Origin of the sequence: Streptomyces sp. NBC_01233 (genome assembly GCF_035989305.1) — a bacterium.
GTDB lineage: Bacteria > Actinomycetota > Actinomycetes > Streptomycetales > Streptomycetaceae > Streptomyces.
The window spans coordinates 3,549,191-3,562,870 of the sequence record NZ_CP108514.1 but is presented as its reverse complement, the minus strand read 5'-3'; the positions used below and the strand labels follow the sequence as shown (position 1 = coordinate 3,562,870).

The 13,680-nt window shown below is 70.0% G+C and carries 15 protein-coding genes, 1 tRNA gene, 1 pseudogene and 1 riboswitch; of the genes and pseudogenes, 11 read left to right on the top strand and 6 right to left on the bottom strand.

Going from position 1 to position 13,680, the window contains the following annotated elements; translation table 11 throughout:
* Positions 1 to 82: 82 nt before the first annotated feature.
* Positions 83 to 1,384 (bottom strand): PTS transporter subunit EIIC, encoded by a 1,302-nt coding sequence (locus OG332_RS16730; RefSeq protein ID WP_327414233.1) that lies wholly within the window; start codon positions 1,382 to 1,384, stop codon positions 83 to 85.
* 179 nt (positions 1,385 to 1,563) lie between these two features.
* On the opposite strand from OG332_RS16730, the gene OG332_RS16725 reads away from it, so the two are divergent.
* From OG332_RS16725 to rdgB, 4 genes are all read left to right on the top strand, one after another.
* On the top strand, positions 1,564 to 1,848 hold the full coding sequence (locus tag OG332_RS16725) for a PTS glucose/sucrose transporter subunit IIB (RefSeq protein ID WP_327414232.1): 285 nt from the start codon (positions 1,564 to 1,566) through the stop codon (positions 1,846 to 1,848).
* A 107-nt stretch (positions 1,849 to 1,955) separates the two neighbouring features.
* Positions 1,956 to 2,681: a ribonuclease PH gene (gene rph, locus OG332_RS16720; protein WP_030717976.1), complete on the top strand. Its 726-nt coding sequence runs from the start codon at positions 1,956 to 1,958 to the stop codon at positions 2,679 to 2,681.
* Between the two features lie 105 nt (positions 2,682 to 2,786).
* The gene (locus OG332_RS16715; protein WP_327414231.1) at positions 2,787 to 3,167 is read left to right on the top strand and encodes a hypothetical protein; all 381 of its coding nucleotides are present in this window, start codon (positions 2,787 to 2,789) and stop codon (positions 3,165 to 3,167) included.
* A gap of 40 nt (positions 3,168 to 3,207) precedes the next feature.
* Complete coding sequence (gene rdgB, locus OG332_RS16710; RefSeq protein WP_442816357.1) at positions 3,208 to 3,813, top strand: RdgB/HAM1 family non-canonical purine NTP pyrophosphatase; 606 nt, start codon at positions 3,208 to 3,210, stop codon at positions 3,811 to 3,813.
* Positions 3,814 to 3,866: 53 nt separating this feature from the next.
* Here rdgB and OG332_RS16705 read toward each other — a convergent pair.
* The 4 genes from OG332_RS16705 to bcp form a co-directional block, all read right to left on the bottom strand.
* Positions 3,867 to 3,941: transfer RNA gene (locus OG332_RS16705), tRNA-Leu, on the bottom strand.
* A gap of 11 nt (positions 3,942 to 3,952) precedes the next feature.
* Entirely contained in the window at positions 3,953 to 4,822 is an 870-nt protein-coding gene (locus OG332_RS16700) for an HNH endonuclease (RefSeq protein ID WP_327414229.1), read from the bottom strand.
* Positions 4,819 to 5,442: an HNH endonuclease gene (locus OG332_RS16695; RefSeq protein ID WP_327414228.1), complete on the bottom strand. Its 624-nt coding sequence runs from the start codon at positions 5,440 to 5,442 to the stop codon at positions 4,819 to 4,821. The genes OG332_RS16700 and OG332_RS16695 overlap by 4 nt, the downstream gene beginning before the upstream one ends.
* A 139-nt stretch (positions 5,443 to 5,581) precedes the next feature.
* Positions 5,582 to 6,049, bottom strand: coding sequence for a thioredoxin-dependent thiol peroxidase (gene bcp, locus OG332_RS16690; protein WP_327414227.1), 468 nt, complete (start codon positions 6,047 to 6,049; stop codon positions 5,582 to 5,584).
* A 105-nt stretch (positions 6,050 to 6,154) separates the two neighbouring features.
* Here bcp and OG332_RS16685 point away from each other — a divergent pair, with 105 nt between their 5' ends.
* The 3 genes from OG332_RS16685 (at position 6,155) to OG332_RS16675 (ending at position 7,345) form a co-directional block, all read left to right on the top strand.
* Positions 6,155 to 6,475: a DUF3618 domain-containing protein gene (locus OG332_RS16685; RefSeq protein WP_327414226.1), complete on the top strand. Its 321-nt coding sequence runs from the start codon at positions 6,155 to 6,157 to the stop codon at positions 6,473 to 6,475.
* A gap of 43 nt (positions 6,476 to 6,518) precedes the next feature.
* Positions 6,519 to 6,860 (top strand): GroES family chaperonin, encoded by a 342-nt coding sequence (locus OG332_RS16680; RefSeq protein ID WP_030009035.1) that lies wholly within the window; start codon positions 6,519 to 6,521, stop codon positions 6,858 to 6,860.
* A 63-nt stretch (positions 6,861 to 6,923) separates the two neighbouring features.
* A riboswitch (guanidine-III (ykkC-III) riboswitch) is annotated at positions 6,924 to 6,993 on the top strand.
* 31 nt (positions 6,994 to 7,024) lie between these two features.
* Positions 7,025 to 7,345, top strand: coding sequence for a DMT family transporter (locus OG332_RS16675; RefSeq protein WP_319728230.1), 321 nt, complete (start codon positions 7,025 to 7,027; stop codon positions 7,343 to 7,345).
* Between the two features lie 16 nt (positions 7,346 to 7,361).
* On the opposite strand, the gene OG332_RS16670 is transcribed toward OG332_RS16675, so the two are convergent.
* Positions 7,362 to 9,854: a transglycosylase domain-containing protein gene (locus OG332_RS16670; RefSeq protein WP_327414225.1), complete on the bottom strand. Its 2,493-nt coding sequence runs from the start codon at positions 9,852 to 9,854 to the stop codon at positions 7,362 to 7,364.
* Between the two features lie 186 nt (positions 9,855 to 10,040).
* Between OG332_RS16670 and OG332_RS16665 the strand changes: the two genes are divergently transcribed.
* The 4 genes and pseudogenes from OG332_RS16665 to OG332_RS16650 all read left to right on the top strand — a co-directional run.
* Entirely contained in the window at positions 10,041 to 10,844 is an 804-nt protein-coding gene (locus OG332_RS16665; protein ID WP_327419254.1) for an ABC transporter permease, read from the top strand.
* A 190-nt stretch (positions 10,845 to 11,034) separates the two neighbouring features.
* Entirely contained in the window at positions 11,035 to 11,799 is a 765-nt protein-coding gene (locus tag OG332_RS16660; protein ID WP_442816356.1) for an ABC transporter permease, read from the top strand.
* Between the two features lie 2 nt (positions 11,800 to 11,801).
* The gene (locus OG332_RS16655; protein ID WP_327414224.1) at positions 11,802 to 12,785 is read left to right on the top strand and encodes an ABC transporter ATP-binding protein; all 984 of its coding nucleotides are present in this window, start codon (positions 11,802 to 11,804) and stop codon (positions 12,783 to 12,785) included.
* 134 nt (positions 12,786 to 12,919) lie between these two features.
* Positions 12,920 to 13,540 (top strand): annotated as a pseudogene (locus OG332_RS16650) (DUF1707 SHOCT-like domain-containing protein); the annotation flags it as partial.
* Positions 13,541 to 13,680 lie beyond the last annotated feature (140 nt).

Genomic DNA, 13,680 nt, shown 5'->3' with positions numbered 1-13,680 from the left:
TCCCGGGGTATGCCGAAGGGCCCCCGGATCGTGATCCGAGGGCCCTTGACGGACCGGGTTCCCGCCCTGCCGGGGAGCGGGTTCAGGCCTTGGTGGTCTCCTCCTGCATCGCCTCGATCTCCTCGTCCGACTCCCGGCCCGGGGTCGGGATGTCGAACTTCGTGATCGCGAAGCGGAAGACCGCGTAATAGACGACCGCGAAGCCCAGGCCGATCGGAATGATCATCCAGGGCTTCGTCGCCAGGCTCCAGTTGATGACGTAGTCGATCAAACCGGCCGAGAAGCTGAAGCCGTCGTGGACGCCCAGGGCCCACGTCACCGCCATGGAGACGCCCGTCAGCAGCGCGTGGATGACGTACAGGGCGGGCGCCACGAAGAGGAAGGAGTACTCCAGCGGCTCGGTGATGCCCGTGACGAAGGAGGTCAGGGCCACCGACAGCATCAGGCCGCCGACCTCCTTGCGCCGCTGCGGCTTCGCGCAGTGCGTGATCGCCAGCGCTGCCGCGGGCAGGGCGAACATCATGATCGGGAAGAAGCCGGAGAGGAACTGCCCGGCGCTCGGGTCGCCCGCCAGGAACATCGGGATGTCGCCGTGAACCTCCTGGCCGTCCGGCTTGGTGTAGGTGCCGAACTGGAACCACACCGGCACGTTCAGGAACTGGTGCAGGCCGATCACCAGCAGCGCGCGGTTCGCGACGCCGAAGATGCCGGCGCCCCAGGAGCCCAGGCCCACCAGCCAGTCGGAGAAGCTCTCCAGTCCGGCGCCGATCGGCGGCCAGATCCACAGGCAGAGCACGGCGAAGGCGATCGCGACGAAGGTCATGATGATCGGGACCAGCCGGCGGCCGTTGAAGAAGCCGAGCCAGTCCACCAGCTTGACCCGGTGGTAGCGCTGCCAGAACCAGGCGGAGAGCAGGCCCATGACGATGCCGCCGAAGACCCCCGGGTTCTGGAACGTGTACTCGGCGAGGGTGAAGTCGGGCCCCAGGCAGCCGCCCCCGACGTCCCTGGTCCCCTCCGGGCAGGGCTTGGGGAAGGCCCGCAGGACCCCCCGGTAGGCGAGGAAGCCGACCACCGCCGCCAGCGCGGTGGAGCCGTCCGCCTTCTTGGCCATGCCGATCGCGACGCCGACGCAGAAGAGGAGGGGGAGGCCGAGGTCGGCGTTGAGGAGGGAGCCGCCCGCGCTGGCCATGACCCTGGCGACGTTCGTCCAGCCGAGCCCCTCCACGCCGAAGACGTCGGGCTGTCCCAGCCGGGTGAGGATGCCCGCCGCGGGCAGGACGGCGATCGGCAGCTGGAGGCTCCGCCCCATCTTCTGCAGGCCCTGGAACAGGCCGTTCCACCGCTTGGGTTGCGGCACTGCGGCGGCGCTCTTCGCGCTCATCGGCGTCCTCCCTGACCGGCCCGTTTTTGGCAGCCGCAACACTTGCGGCACACTGGTGTAGACCAGTTGTGGGCAGGTTGCTGCTGATCGTCATCATTCGACAGAGGCCGGTCATGCGCTCGCATAGATGCGCCAACCGTGCGTTACCGTGACAAAGCGGACCGCACGGGTGGCTCTCCATGTACCGGCCGCGCCGAGACCCGTTCTTCGAAACACTCAGGGAGAAACACATGGCCACCAAGGCTGAGAAGATCGTCGCCGGGCTCGGCGGCATCGACAACATCGAAGAGGTCGAGGGCTGCATCACCCGCCTGCGCACCGAGGTCGTCAACCCCGACCTCGTCGACGAAGCCGCACTCAAGGCCGCCGGCGCCCACGGCGTCGTCAAGATGGGCACCGCGATCCAGGTCGTCATCGGCACCGACGCCGACCCGATCGCCGCCGACATCGAAGACATGATGTGACCCGGACCCCCTAGTCCGGGCCCCACGCCCCACACCACAGCGGACCCCGTCCCGGAACCACCCGGACGGGGTCTTCGCGTTCCACCGCAGGGACTAGGCTCGGAGCCATGTCTCGCATCGACGGCCGTACGCCCGAACAGCTCCGCCCGGTCACCATCGAACGCGGATGGAGCAAGCACGCCGAGGGCTCCGTCCTCATCTCCTTCGGAGACACCAAGGTCTTCTGCACCGCCTCCTTCACCGAAGGCGTCCCGCGCTGGCGCAAGGGCAGCGGCGAAGGCTGGGTCACCTCCGAGTACTCGATGCTGCCGCGCTCCACCAACACCCGCGGCGACCGCGAATCCGTACGCGGCAAGATCGGCGGCCGCACCCACGAGATCTCCCGCCTCATCGGCCGCTCGCTGCGCGCCGTCATCGACTACAAGGCCCTCGGCGAGAACACCATCGTCCTGGACTGCGACGTCCTCCAGGCCGACGGCGGCACCCGCACCGCCGCCATCACCGGCGCCTACGTCGCCCTCGCCGACGCCGTAGCCTGGGGCCAGCAGAAGAAGCTCATCAAGGCCGGCCGCAAGCCGCTGACCGGCACCGTCGCCGCCGTCAGCGTCGGCATCGTCGACGGCGTCCCGCTCCTCGACCTCTGCTACGAGGAGGACGTGCGCGCCGAGACCGACATGAACGTGGTCTGCACGGGCGACGGCCGCTTCGTCGAGGTCCAGGGCACCGCCGAGGGCGAGCCCTTCGACCGCAAGGAACTGAACGCCCTCCTCGACCTCGCCGCCGGCGGCTGCGCGGACCTGGAAGCCATCCAGCTGGGCGCGCTCGAACTCTAGGCGGCAACCGCCGGGCCCGGCCCGGCGTCTAGGAAGACACGGGCGCACGGTGTCACAGCCGTGCGCCCGTCCACGCATCCGAATCCTGCTCCCGGGGAGAACCGCATGAAGCTCCGCATCGCGGCCATAGCCGTGGCCGCCGTACTGACCGTCCCGGCCCTGTCCGCCTGCGACGCGATCTCCACGGCGATGGACTGCGCCAACACGGCGGTGGCCATCACCGACGGCGCGAACGACCTCCAGCAGGCGGTCTCCCAGGCGGGCAACAGCCCGCAGGACGCCCAGAACGCGCTCGACCAGATCGAGGCCAACCTCAAGAAGATCGGCGACCAGACGGACAACGCCGACCTGGGCAAGGCCATCGACTCGATGAACACGGCCGTGAAGAACGTCCGCACCTCCATCGAGAGCGGCAACAGCGTCCCGGACATCCAGCCGGTCGCGGACGCGGCCAGCGAGATCTCCAAGGTCTGCACCCCGGGCTGATGGGGTCGGCGAGCCGGAAATAATGGGGGACATGACCTCCATGCCGCCCCGCCTGATCCTGGCCACCCGCAACGCGGGCAAGGTCTCCGAACTCCACGCCATCCTGTCCGAGGCCGGTCTGCCGCACACGCTGGTCGGCGCGGACGCGTACCCGGAGATCCCCGACGTCAAGGAGACCGGGGTCACCTTCGCCGAGAACGCCCTCCTCAAGGCGCACGCCCTCGCGCAGGCCACCGGTCTCCCGGCGGTCGCCGACGACTCCGGCCTCTGCGTGGACGTCCTGAACGGCGCCCCCGGCATCTTCTCGGCCCGCTGGGCCGGCGCGCACGGAGACGACAAGGCGAACCTCGAACTCCTGCTGGCCCAGCTCGGGGACATCGCCGACGAGCACCGCGGCGCGCACTTCTTCTGCGCGGCCGCCCTCGCCCTCCCCGACGGCACGGAACGCGTCGTCGAAGGCCGCCTCCTGGGCACCCTGCGCCACACCCCGTCCGGCACGGGCGGCTTCGGCTACGACCCGATCCTGCAGCCCCTGGGCGAATCCCGCACCTGCGCGGAACTCACCCCGGCGGAAAAGAACGCCATCTCCCACCGGGGCCAGGCCTTCCGCGCCCTCGTCCCGGCGGTCCGCGAACTCCTGGGCTGACGCGCGAACGGCGACGGCCGGTCACCTCATGACGAGACGACCGGCCGCTGCTGTGGGCCCGGTGGGACTCGAACCCACGACACACCGGACCTAAACCGGCGCCCTCTGGCCAGCTGGGGTACGGACCCGTGCGACCACCTTACTGGTCGACGGGGGTCCGTTGCGATGGGATGGTCGCCCTTGATCGTTTGGCGAAGGTCGGCGTCTGACTGTGGCAGGAGGGGCACAAATATCGGAGGTTCTCCCGGCGGTTGTCCAGCCGGTCACCGTTCACGTGGTCGATCTCCAGGACGAGTCTCTGGCCGCGCCAGACGTCCCCAATGCCGCACTCCGTGCATACATGTGGCACTCCGAGGTCGTCCAGGGCTCGGCGCAGGATCGCCGTCTTGGTGCGGGAGGAGCCGACTTCAAGTCGCCTCAGGATCTCCGTCGACGACATGCGTGCGGGGGAAGGGCGGCCGATCGTGTGTCCCTGCCCCGTGAAGTGCTCTGTCGACAGCGCGTATTCCTCGATGCTCCGCCTGGCTTTGGCGCGTGCGGCGCCGTCGAAGGGGTGGTGGCCGAGTGTGCGCATGACTCCCGCCATGCTCTTGGAGCCGGCGACCGCGGGTGCGATCTGCTCATGGTCGAACAGCCGACGTGACGAAGGGGTGTCCCGGCTGGGGAAGTGCGGCGTGTCTATCCCGAACCGTTCGAGGAGCCTGGCGATATGGACGGGGGCGCTGTTGTAAGGCTCGACGCCCATGTAGGCCAGCATCCCCGTGATGCTGTCCGTGTGGGCGGCCGCTTCGCGGAGCCGTTCCTCCGTGTAGCGCTGTCGGACCCGTTCAGGGAGTGGCTCGTCGACGAAGTGGGACGTGTCGATGCCGTAGTGAGCCAGCCTGTCACGCAGGTATCGCCGAGGGCCGGCCAGCAGCGGGGCGTCCAGAAGCCGCATGAGGTCGACCAAGCTGTTCGCCAGTGGCGCGGTTCGGCTCAGTAGGTCCCGCGTGTACTTGACCTCGCTCATGCCGCCCTCCTCGCCTTGCGGCCGCGGTACGTGTCCGTAGCCGCATGGCAGTTGGGGCACAGGATCCGGAGGTTTTCCCGCCGGTTGTCCCACCACTCGCCACTGATGTGATCGACCTCGTGTCGGAGTGGTTTGCCGTTCCATACCGTGCCAGCGCCGCACTCGGCGCATTCCTCGGGAACGCCGACTTTCAGCAGCTCTCGTCGCAAGCGCTCGCCGGGGACTCGGCCGTCCTGCGGGTCCCTGAGTGAGAGCGCAGGCCCCAGAGAGCCCTTGGGGCGCCCCCGGGTGGTGAGGAAATGCGATGTGCCGATGCCGAGAGCCGCGATCCGCCGCGCGATGTGTGTCTGGTTACCGCCGACGTTGCTGATACCGAGTCGGCTGACCACCTCCGAGATGGACGTGGATTCGGCCGCCAGCTCCCGGAGCCGCTCCTCCGTGTGCCGGGCCCATTTCGTGGGGAAGTGGGAACAGTCGATCTCCGCTTCCCGCATCTTCGCCCGCAGATAGCGCCTGCTGCCGCTGGTCGGCGTGCCGCCGCACCATCGGACTGCGTCGTCCCAGTTGTTCGTCTCGCGGGCCGCGGCTTCCAGCAGCTCTCGCGTGTATCGGACCGCCATCACTCTCCTTACCGGCCGCGTGCGCGGCACTCGTATGGAGTAACGGACCGATAGTCGGGCGGTTACGGCCGGTTTCGTCCGATAAGCGGAGCGGCCCCCACCGGGTGGGGTGCGGGCCGCTGCGTCGGGCGGGGGTGGGTCAGATGCCCAGGTCCTTGATGATCTTGGCTACGTGGCCCGTGGCCTTGACGTTGTAGAAGGCGTGCTCGACCTTGCCCGCCTCGTCGACGACCACCGTGGAGCGGATGACTCCGGTGACCGTCTTGCCGTACAGCTTCTTCTCGCCGTACGCGCCGTACGCCGTCAGGATCTCCTTCTCCGGGTCGCCGACCAGGGTGACCTTCAGGTGCTCCTTCTCGCGGAACTTCGCGAGCTTCTCCGGCTTGTCCGGGGAGACGCCGATGACGTCGTAGCCGGCCGTGGCCAGGACGTCCAGGTTGTCCGTGAAGTCGCAGGCCTGCTTGGTGCAGCCCGGGGTCAGGGCGGCCGGGTAGAAGTACACGATCACCTTGCGGCCCTTGTGGTCGGCGAGCGAGACCTCGTTGCCGTCCGCGTCGGGCAGGGTGAAGGCGGGGGCGGTGTCGCCCGGCTGGAGTCGCTCGCTCATCTGGACAGTCTCCTCAAGAGGGGATCGCTACGTCTCGAGACTAAGCTGACAGACTGTTCACCGGGGACTACCCCCCACCCGGACCACGACGACGGAGGCAGCGCGGTGCCCGAAGCCAGGACTCCCGCACAGATCGAAGCGGACATCGTCCGCCGCCGCGAGCAGCTCGCCGAGACGCTCGACGAGATCGGCGTGCGCGTGCACCCGAAGACGATCATCGGGGACGCGCGGGCCCGGGTCGTCTCGACCGTCGACCACACGGCCGGGCGGGCCTTCGCCACGGTGAACCGCGTCTTGACGGACCTGCGGGACGGCCTGCGCCACGACGACGGGACTCCGCGCCCCGAGCGGATCGTGCCGGTCGCCCTGCTCGCGGTGGGTGTGGTCGGTGTGGTTGTCCTGTCGGCACGACGCAGGCGCGCGTGACCCTGAGCGGCACGGGGCGGCCGCGGGCAGGTAGGTTCGGGTCGTGAGCGAGAACACCACCCACGACAAGCTGCCCATCCGCATGCTGCACGACCGCGTGCTCGTGAAGTCCGACCTGCCGGAGGGCGAGCGCCGCTCGGGCGGCGGCATCCTGATTCCGGCGACGGCCGCGGTGGGCAAGCGGCTGGCCTGGGCCGAGGTGGTCGCGGTCGGGCAGAACGTACGGACGGTCGAGCCCGGGGACCGGGTCCTGTACGACCCCGAGGACCGTGCCGAGGTCGAGGTGCGGGGTGCGACGTACGTGCTGATGCGCGAGCGGGACCTGCACGCCGTGGCCGCGGAGCGGCTGGAGGGGTCGGAGGACTCCACCGGGCTCTACCTCTAGCACCCGAACGGAAACGCAGAAGGGCCGGTGGCCTTTGTCACCGGCCCTTTTCGCTGCCCTTTGCCCGCCTTTTGCTACGGTGGAGGAGAACCCGACGAGACGCGCCGTACCGGGTACGACAAGACGACGCACCCCGTATCGCTCGATGTCTCGGAGGTGCCGTCATGGCCTGGGTTCTTCTTGTTGTCGCCGGTGTGATCGAAGTCGGCTGGTCGATCGGCATGAAATTCACCGAGGGCTTCACCCGGCTCTGGCCCAGTGTGTTCACGGGCGCCGGGATCGTCGCCAGCATGGTGCTGCTGTCCTACGCCGCGAAGACCCTGCCCATCGGTACCGCGTACGGGGTGTGGGTGGGCATCGGCGCCGCCGGCGCGGCCGTGCTCGGCATGGCGGTGCTGGGCGAGCCCGTCACCGCCTCCCGGATCTTCTTCATCTGTCTGCTGCTGGTCGCCGTGGTGGGGCTGAAGGTGACTTCCGGTCACTGACCGCGCTCGTCGGCGCTCATTCGAGGAACGCCGACGGTGGAGGGCGCAGGCCTTCGGCCGGCCCGCCGTCGGCGCCCTGGGTGCCCGTCGTCCCCTGGGTGCCCTGGGTGGTGCCGCCGTTGTCCTGCCCGCCCTGCGTCTGGCCGCCGTTGTCCTGGCCCGCGTTGTTCTGACCGCCCTGCGTCTGGCCGCCGTTGTCCTGGCCGCCGTTGTCCTGTCCTCCCTGGTTCTGGCCGCCGTTGTTGCGACCCCCTTGGTTCTGGCCTCCGTTGTCGCGGCCGCCCTGGGTCTGTCCGCCCGTCGGCGGGCTCGGCCGTACCGGAGGCCTCGGCGTGAACTCGTCCTCCGGCGTCTCCTGCGGAGGGTTGGATTCCGGGGAGGGGGGCGGGGGCTGCGCCGCGCCCGGCTGGAGTTCCAGGTCGAAGTCGACGGGGTCGGTGGCCTCCAGGGCGGTCTTCGTGTACGCGGCCCAGATCCGGGCCGGGTAGCCGCCACCGCCGATACGGGCCTCGCCGAGGGCGCCGTAGAGCGACTGCAGGGTCCCGGTGTCCGGGTCCTGGCCCATCATCGAGACGACCGTGACGAGGTTCGGGGTGTAGGCCGCGAACCAGGCCGAGCGGTCCAGTTCGCCGGTGCCGGTCTTGCCGGCGGCCGGGTGGCCGGCGGCCAGGGCCGCCGTACCGGTGCCGTTGTCCACGACGCTGACCAGCATGGAGGTGGTGGTGTCGGCGGCTTCGCGGCTGATGGCCTGGGTGGGGGTGCGCTCGGGCAGGCCGATCGTGTCGCCGCCCTTGGTGATCTTCTCCAGGAAGGTGTACGGGGTGCGGCGGCCGTGGTCGGCGAGGGTCGCGTAGGCCTGGGTCATGTCCAGGACGCTGGCCTGCATCGTGCCGAGCGCCATGGCGGGGCCCGGAACGAAGTTCGGGGTGTCCGCGGGGATGCCGAGGTCGATGGCGGTCTGCTTGACCTTGCTGGTGCCGACGTCGACCGCCATCTGTGCGTAGACGGCGTTGACGGAGAGGTCGGTGGCCGTGTTGACGGTGATGTTCCCGTACGAGACCCGGCCCTCGTTCTCGGGGTTGAAGCGGATCCGGCCGCCGACGACCGGGCGCCTGTTGTCGCCGTTGTAGACGGTGTTCGGGGTGATCCGGCGGCCGTCCTGGGTGCGGGAGTCGTTCTCGACCGCGGACGCGAAGACGAACGGCTTGAAGGTGGAGGCGACCTGGTAGTCGTGCCGGGTCGCGTTGTTGACGTACTGCTTGGTGTAGTCGATGCCGCCGTACATGGCGACGACCTTGCCGGTGGCCGGGTCGATGGAGACCCCGCCGGCCCGCACCAGCCGGTCCGCCTTGCGCTTTTCGGGGTCGAGTTTGCCGACCATCTGCTCGTCGACGGCGGCGACGAAGGCGTTCTGACGGCGCTTGTCGATGGTGGAGGTGATGCGGTAGCCGCCCTCGGCGAGGGTCTTGTCGTCGAGGATCTTGTTCTCGACGATGTAGTCCTTGATCGCCTCCACGAGGTAGCCGCGCTGGCCGGACAGGCCCGCGGCCGCGCGGACCTTGCCGGGCTCGGGGAACTGCGTCGCGGCGCGCTCGGTCTCGGACAGCCAGCCCTTCTTGACCATGCCGTCGAGCACGTAGTTCCAGCGGGCGAGTGCGCGGGGGCGGCTCTGGGGGTGGGCGACCACGTCGAAGGCGCTGGGGGAGTTGAGGAGGGTGGCGAGGTAGGCGCCCTCGGCGGTGGTGAGGTTGCTGACGTCCTTGCCGTAGTAGGCCTGGGCGGCGGCCTGGATGCCGTAGGCGTTGCGGCCGAAGTAGCTGGTGTTCAGGTAGCCCTCGAGGATGTAGTCCTTCGACTTCTCGCGGCCGAGTTTGATCGCGATGAAGAACTCTTTGACCTTGCGTTTGATCGTCTGTTCCTGGCCCAGGTAGTAGTTCTTGACGTACTGCTGGGTGATGGTGGAGCCGGACTGGGTGCCCTTGCCGGTCGCGGTGTTCCAGGCGGCGCGGAGCATCGCCTTGGGGTCCACCGCCCGTTCGGCGTAGAAGTCCCGGTCCTCGGCGGCCAGTACGGCCTCCTGCACGGTCCGCGGGATCTGGGAGAGCGGCACGTTGACGCGGTTGACCTCGCCGTCGCGGGCGATCTGGGAGCCGTCGGAGTAGAGGTAGACGTTGGACTGGGCGGTGGCGGCGGCGTTGGCCGGCGGGATGTCGACCAGCAGGTAGCCGGCGACGAGGGCGCCGCCGACGAGCAGGGCCAGGAGCAGGACGGCACCCAGGACCATGCGCCAGGTGGGGATGAGGCGGCGCCAGCCGGTCCGCTTGCGGCGGGGCTTCTTCCCCGGTGCGGGCGGGCGGGGTTGCGGCTCGGACTGACGTTGCTGCCGGTCCTCCGGTTGCCGGTCCCCGGGTTGCTGCCGGGGCCGCTGGTTCGCCCGTGGTCTCCGTGCTTCGGGCGGGGTGTCCGGGTCGCGAGGGGTCCAGCCCGGGGGTGGTGACTGGTCGCTCATCTCCAGGACTCCTCGACGCCGTTCGAAATATCCACTTCTGTACCTCATGGTGTCTACCCGATGGCCGGTGATTCCGCTCCGGACGGGCGTAAATCGGTCGCGTGGATCGCCCCTCCGCACTAAGCTCGCGCGCTTTGGCCGACGTAGGAACGACGTGGAAAACGGAGGGATACGGTGCGCCGGAGAGTGCGTCTCTACCTGGCGGTCGCGGCAGGGGGATTCAGGCGGTACGCCACCTACGGGACGGCGACCGCGGCCGGGGTGTTCACCAACACCACGTTCGGATTCATCGTCGCGTACACGTACATCGCGCTGTGGGACGAGCGTCCGGGGCTCGGCGGCTACGGCCAGGCGCAGGCCCTGACCTTCGTGTGGGTGAGCCAGTCGCTGCTCGCCGCAGGGGCGTTGATCGGTGGCGGCTTCCAGGAGGAGATCCAGGAGCGGGTGCGCACGGGCGACATCGCCGTCGACCTGTACCGGCCGGCGGACCTTCAGATGTGGTGGCTCGCGGCCGACATGGGCCGGGCGGGCTTCCAGCTGCTGGGGCGCGGGCTGGTCCCGCTGGTGGCGGGGGCGCTGGCGTTCCGGTTGGCGCTGCCCACCGATCCGCTGCGCTGGCTGCTGTTCCTGCTCTCCGTCGCGCTCGGACTGGTGGTGAGCTTCGCGGTGCGCTACCTGCTGGGGCTGCTCGCCTTCTGGCTGATGGACGGGTCCGGGATCAACATGATGGCCACCGTCGTCTCGATCTTCTTCTCCGGGATGCTGCTGCCGCTGACCGTCTTCCCGGGCGACTTCGGCGAGTTCGTGCGCGTCCTGCCGTGGGCGGCGATGCTGCAGGTTCCGATGGACGTCCTGCTGGGCAAGCACGCGGGGGCCGGGGGCGCGGCCGGGGCGCTGGGGTTCCAGGCCGGGTGGGCGCTCGTACTGCTGGGCGCCGGGCGGCTGCTGCAGTCGGCGGCGACGCGGAAGGTGGTGGTCCAGGGTGGCTGAGGCGGAGGCGGAGGCGGTGGAGGCGGCGGAGGCGGTAGAGAGGGTGGAGGCGGCGGGAGCAGTGGCGGCCGGGGTCGTCGAGGCGGTGCCGGGGCGGGAGTTGAAGGCCCTGGGGGCGGGTCCGCGCGGCGGGCGCGATCGCGTACGGGAGGTCCGGGAGGGGCTGCGCGGCTACGGGCTGATCGTGGCGATGTGGATCCGGTCGACGATGACGTACCGGGCGTCCTTCGCACTGTCCGCCTTCGGGAACGCGGCGATCACCCTGCTCGACTTCGTCGCGATCTTCATCATGTTCTCCCACGTGGACGTCCTCGGCGGCTTCACGTTGCCCGAGATCGCCCTCTTGTACGGGTCCTGCTCGGCCTCCCTGGGCCTGGCGGACCTGCTGATGGGGAACACCGACCGGATCGGTGCCCGGATCCGGGACGGCTCGCTGGACACGATGCTGGTGCGTCCGGTCCCGGTGCTCGCACAGGTGGCGGCGGACCGGTTCGCGCTGCGCCGGCTGGGCCGGGTCATGCAGGGGCTCGGGGTGCTGGGCTGGGCGCTCTGGACCCTGGAGGTGGACTGGACGGCCGGGAAGGTGCTGATGGTGCCCGTGATGATCGTGGCCGGGGCGGCGATCTTCGCGGCGGTGATGGTGACCGGGGCGGCCTTCCAGTTCGTCGCCGGGGACGCGGCGGAGGTGCAGAACTCCTTCACCTACGGCGGCTGCACGATGCTGCAGTACCCGCCGACGGTCTTCGGGAAGGACCTGCTGCGCGGGGTCACCTTCATCGTGCCGCTCGCCTTCGTCAACTGGCTGCCCGCGCTGCACGTCCTGGGGCGGCCCGATCCGCTGGGACTGCCCGGGTGGGTCGCGTACCTGAGCCCGCTGGTCGCCTTCCTGGTGTTCCTGCCCGCGTCGCTGGCGTGGCGCGCGGGAGTCCGTTCGTACCGAAGCACGGGGAGCTAGCTGTGGCTGACACGGATGCGCTGATCTCGCTGGACGGGGTCGAGAAGGTCTTCGACGTACGGCGCCGGGTGAGCCTGATGCGCCGGGAGAAACGCCGGGTGAGGGCGGTGGACGGGATCAGCTTCGAGGTCGCCCGGGGCGAGATGGTCGGCTACATCGGGCCCAACGGCGCCGGCAAGTCGACCACGATCAAGATGCTGACCGGCATCCTGACCCCGAGCGGCGGCCGGCTGCGGGTCGCGGGCATCGACCCGTCGCGGGAGCGGATGCGCCTCGCGCACCGGATCGGGGTGGTCTTCGGGCAGCGCACCACGCTGTGGTGGGACCTGCCGCTGAAGGACTCGTACGGGCTGATGCGGCGGATGTACCGGATCCCGGCGGCGCGGTTCGCGGAGAACCTGGAGCGCTGCGTGGACCGGCTGGACCTGGCCGAGCTGCTCGACGTACCGGTACGGCAGCTGTCGCTCGGGCAGCGGATGCGCGGGGACATCGCGGCGGCGCTGCTGCACGATCCGGAGGTGCTGTACCTGGACGAGCCGACGATCGGGCTCGACGTGGTGAGCAAGGCGAAGGTACGGGGCTTCCTGCGGCAGTTGAACGAGGAGCTCGGGACGACGGTGCTGCTGACCACCCACGACCTCCAGGACATCGAGCAGCTCTGCGAGCGGGTGATGGTGATCGACCACGGGCGGCTGATGTACGACGGGGCACTGGACGGTCTGCACGCGGCGGGCTCGGCGGGCTCGGCGGGGGAGAGCGAGCGGACCCTGGTGGTGGACCTGGAGCGGGAACTCGCGCCGATCGAGGTGGCGGGTGCGCGGGTGGTGAAGGTGGAGGGGCCGCGGCAGTGGCTGGCGTTCCCGGCGGGGACGTCGGCGGCCCCGCTGGTGGCGGCGGTGGCGGCGGAGTACCCGCTGGTGGACCTGTCGGTGCGGGAGCCGGACATCGAGGACGTGATCGCGCGCATGTACGCGGGCCGCGGCTGATCCTTCGGCTGGTCCGGCGGCTGTTGCGGCGGCTGGTTCGTCGGCTCGATCAGGGGAAAACCGGGGTCGATCTCAGGGACGTGCCCAGGGCCTCCCCATACAACTCCCGGGAAACCCTGCATAGTCTGGTGCGCATGAGTGACGATCGGCCGGAGAAGCCGTTGCCGGAGCTGAGGGCGTCGGATGCCGACCGGGACCGGGTGGCGGAGCGTCTGCGGGACGCCGTCGCCGAGGGCCGGCTCGACATGGAGGAATTCGAGGAGCGGCTGGAGGCGGCGTACAAGTCCCGGACGTACGCGGAACTGGAACCGCTGACGCGGGACCTGCCGGCGGCGGAGGGGCCGGCCGCACAGCCGGTACCGGTCGCCGGGTCGGCGGCGGCGCCGTGGGCGGGGCGGATCGGCGGGGCGGGCACCTCCACGCTGGCCGTCGCGGTCATGTCGGGGTTCCAGCGCAAGGGCCGGTGGACGGTGCCCGCCCGCTTCGACGCGGTGGCGTTCTGGGGCGGCGGCGAGCTGGACCTGCGCGAGGCGGACTTCGCACAGCGCGAGGTGGTCATCAACTGCGTCGCGATCATGGGCGGCATCGAGATCACGGTGCCGCCCGGGGTGGAGCTCGACGTACGGGGCTTCGGCTTCATGGGCGCCTTCGACCAGCGCCACAGCCCGGGCCCGTCCCGGCCGGGCGCCCCGCGGGTGGTCGTCACGGGCTTCGCCTTCTGGGGCGGCGTGGAAATCAAGGTCAAGAACCCGAAACCCCCGCTGGGCGGCCCCTCCCTCCGCAAAGAGCTGTAGCGGCGGGGCCTGCGGCAGCCCCCGAAGCCGGGCCTGCCCGTCCTCGCGGGGCCTGCGGGGCTGGCGCCCGACCCGGAGGCCCTGCCCGTCACCGGGCCTCC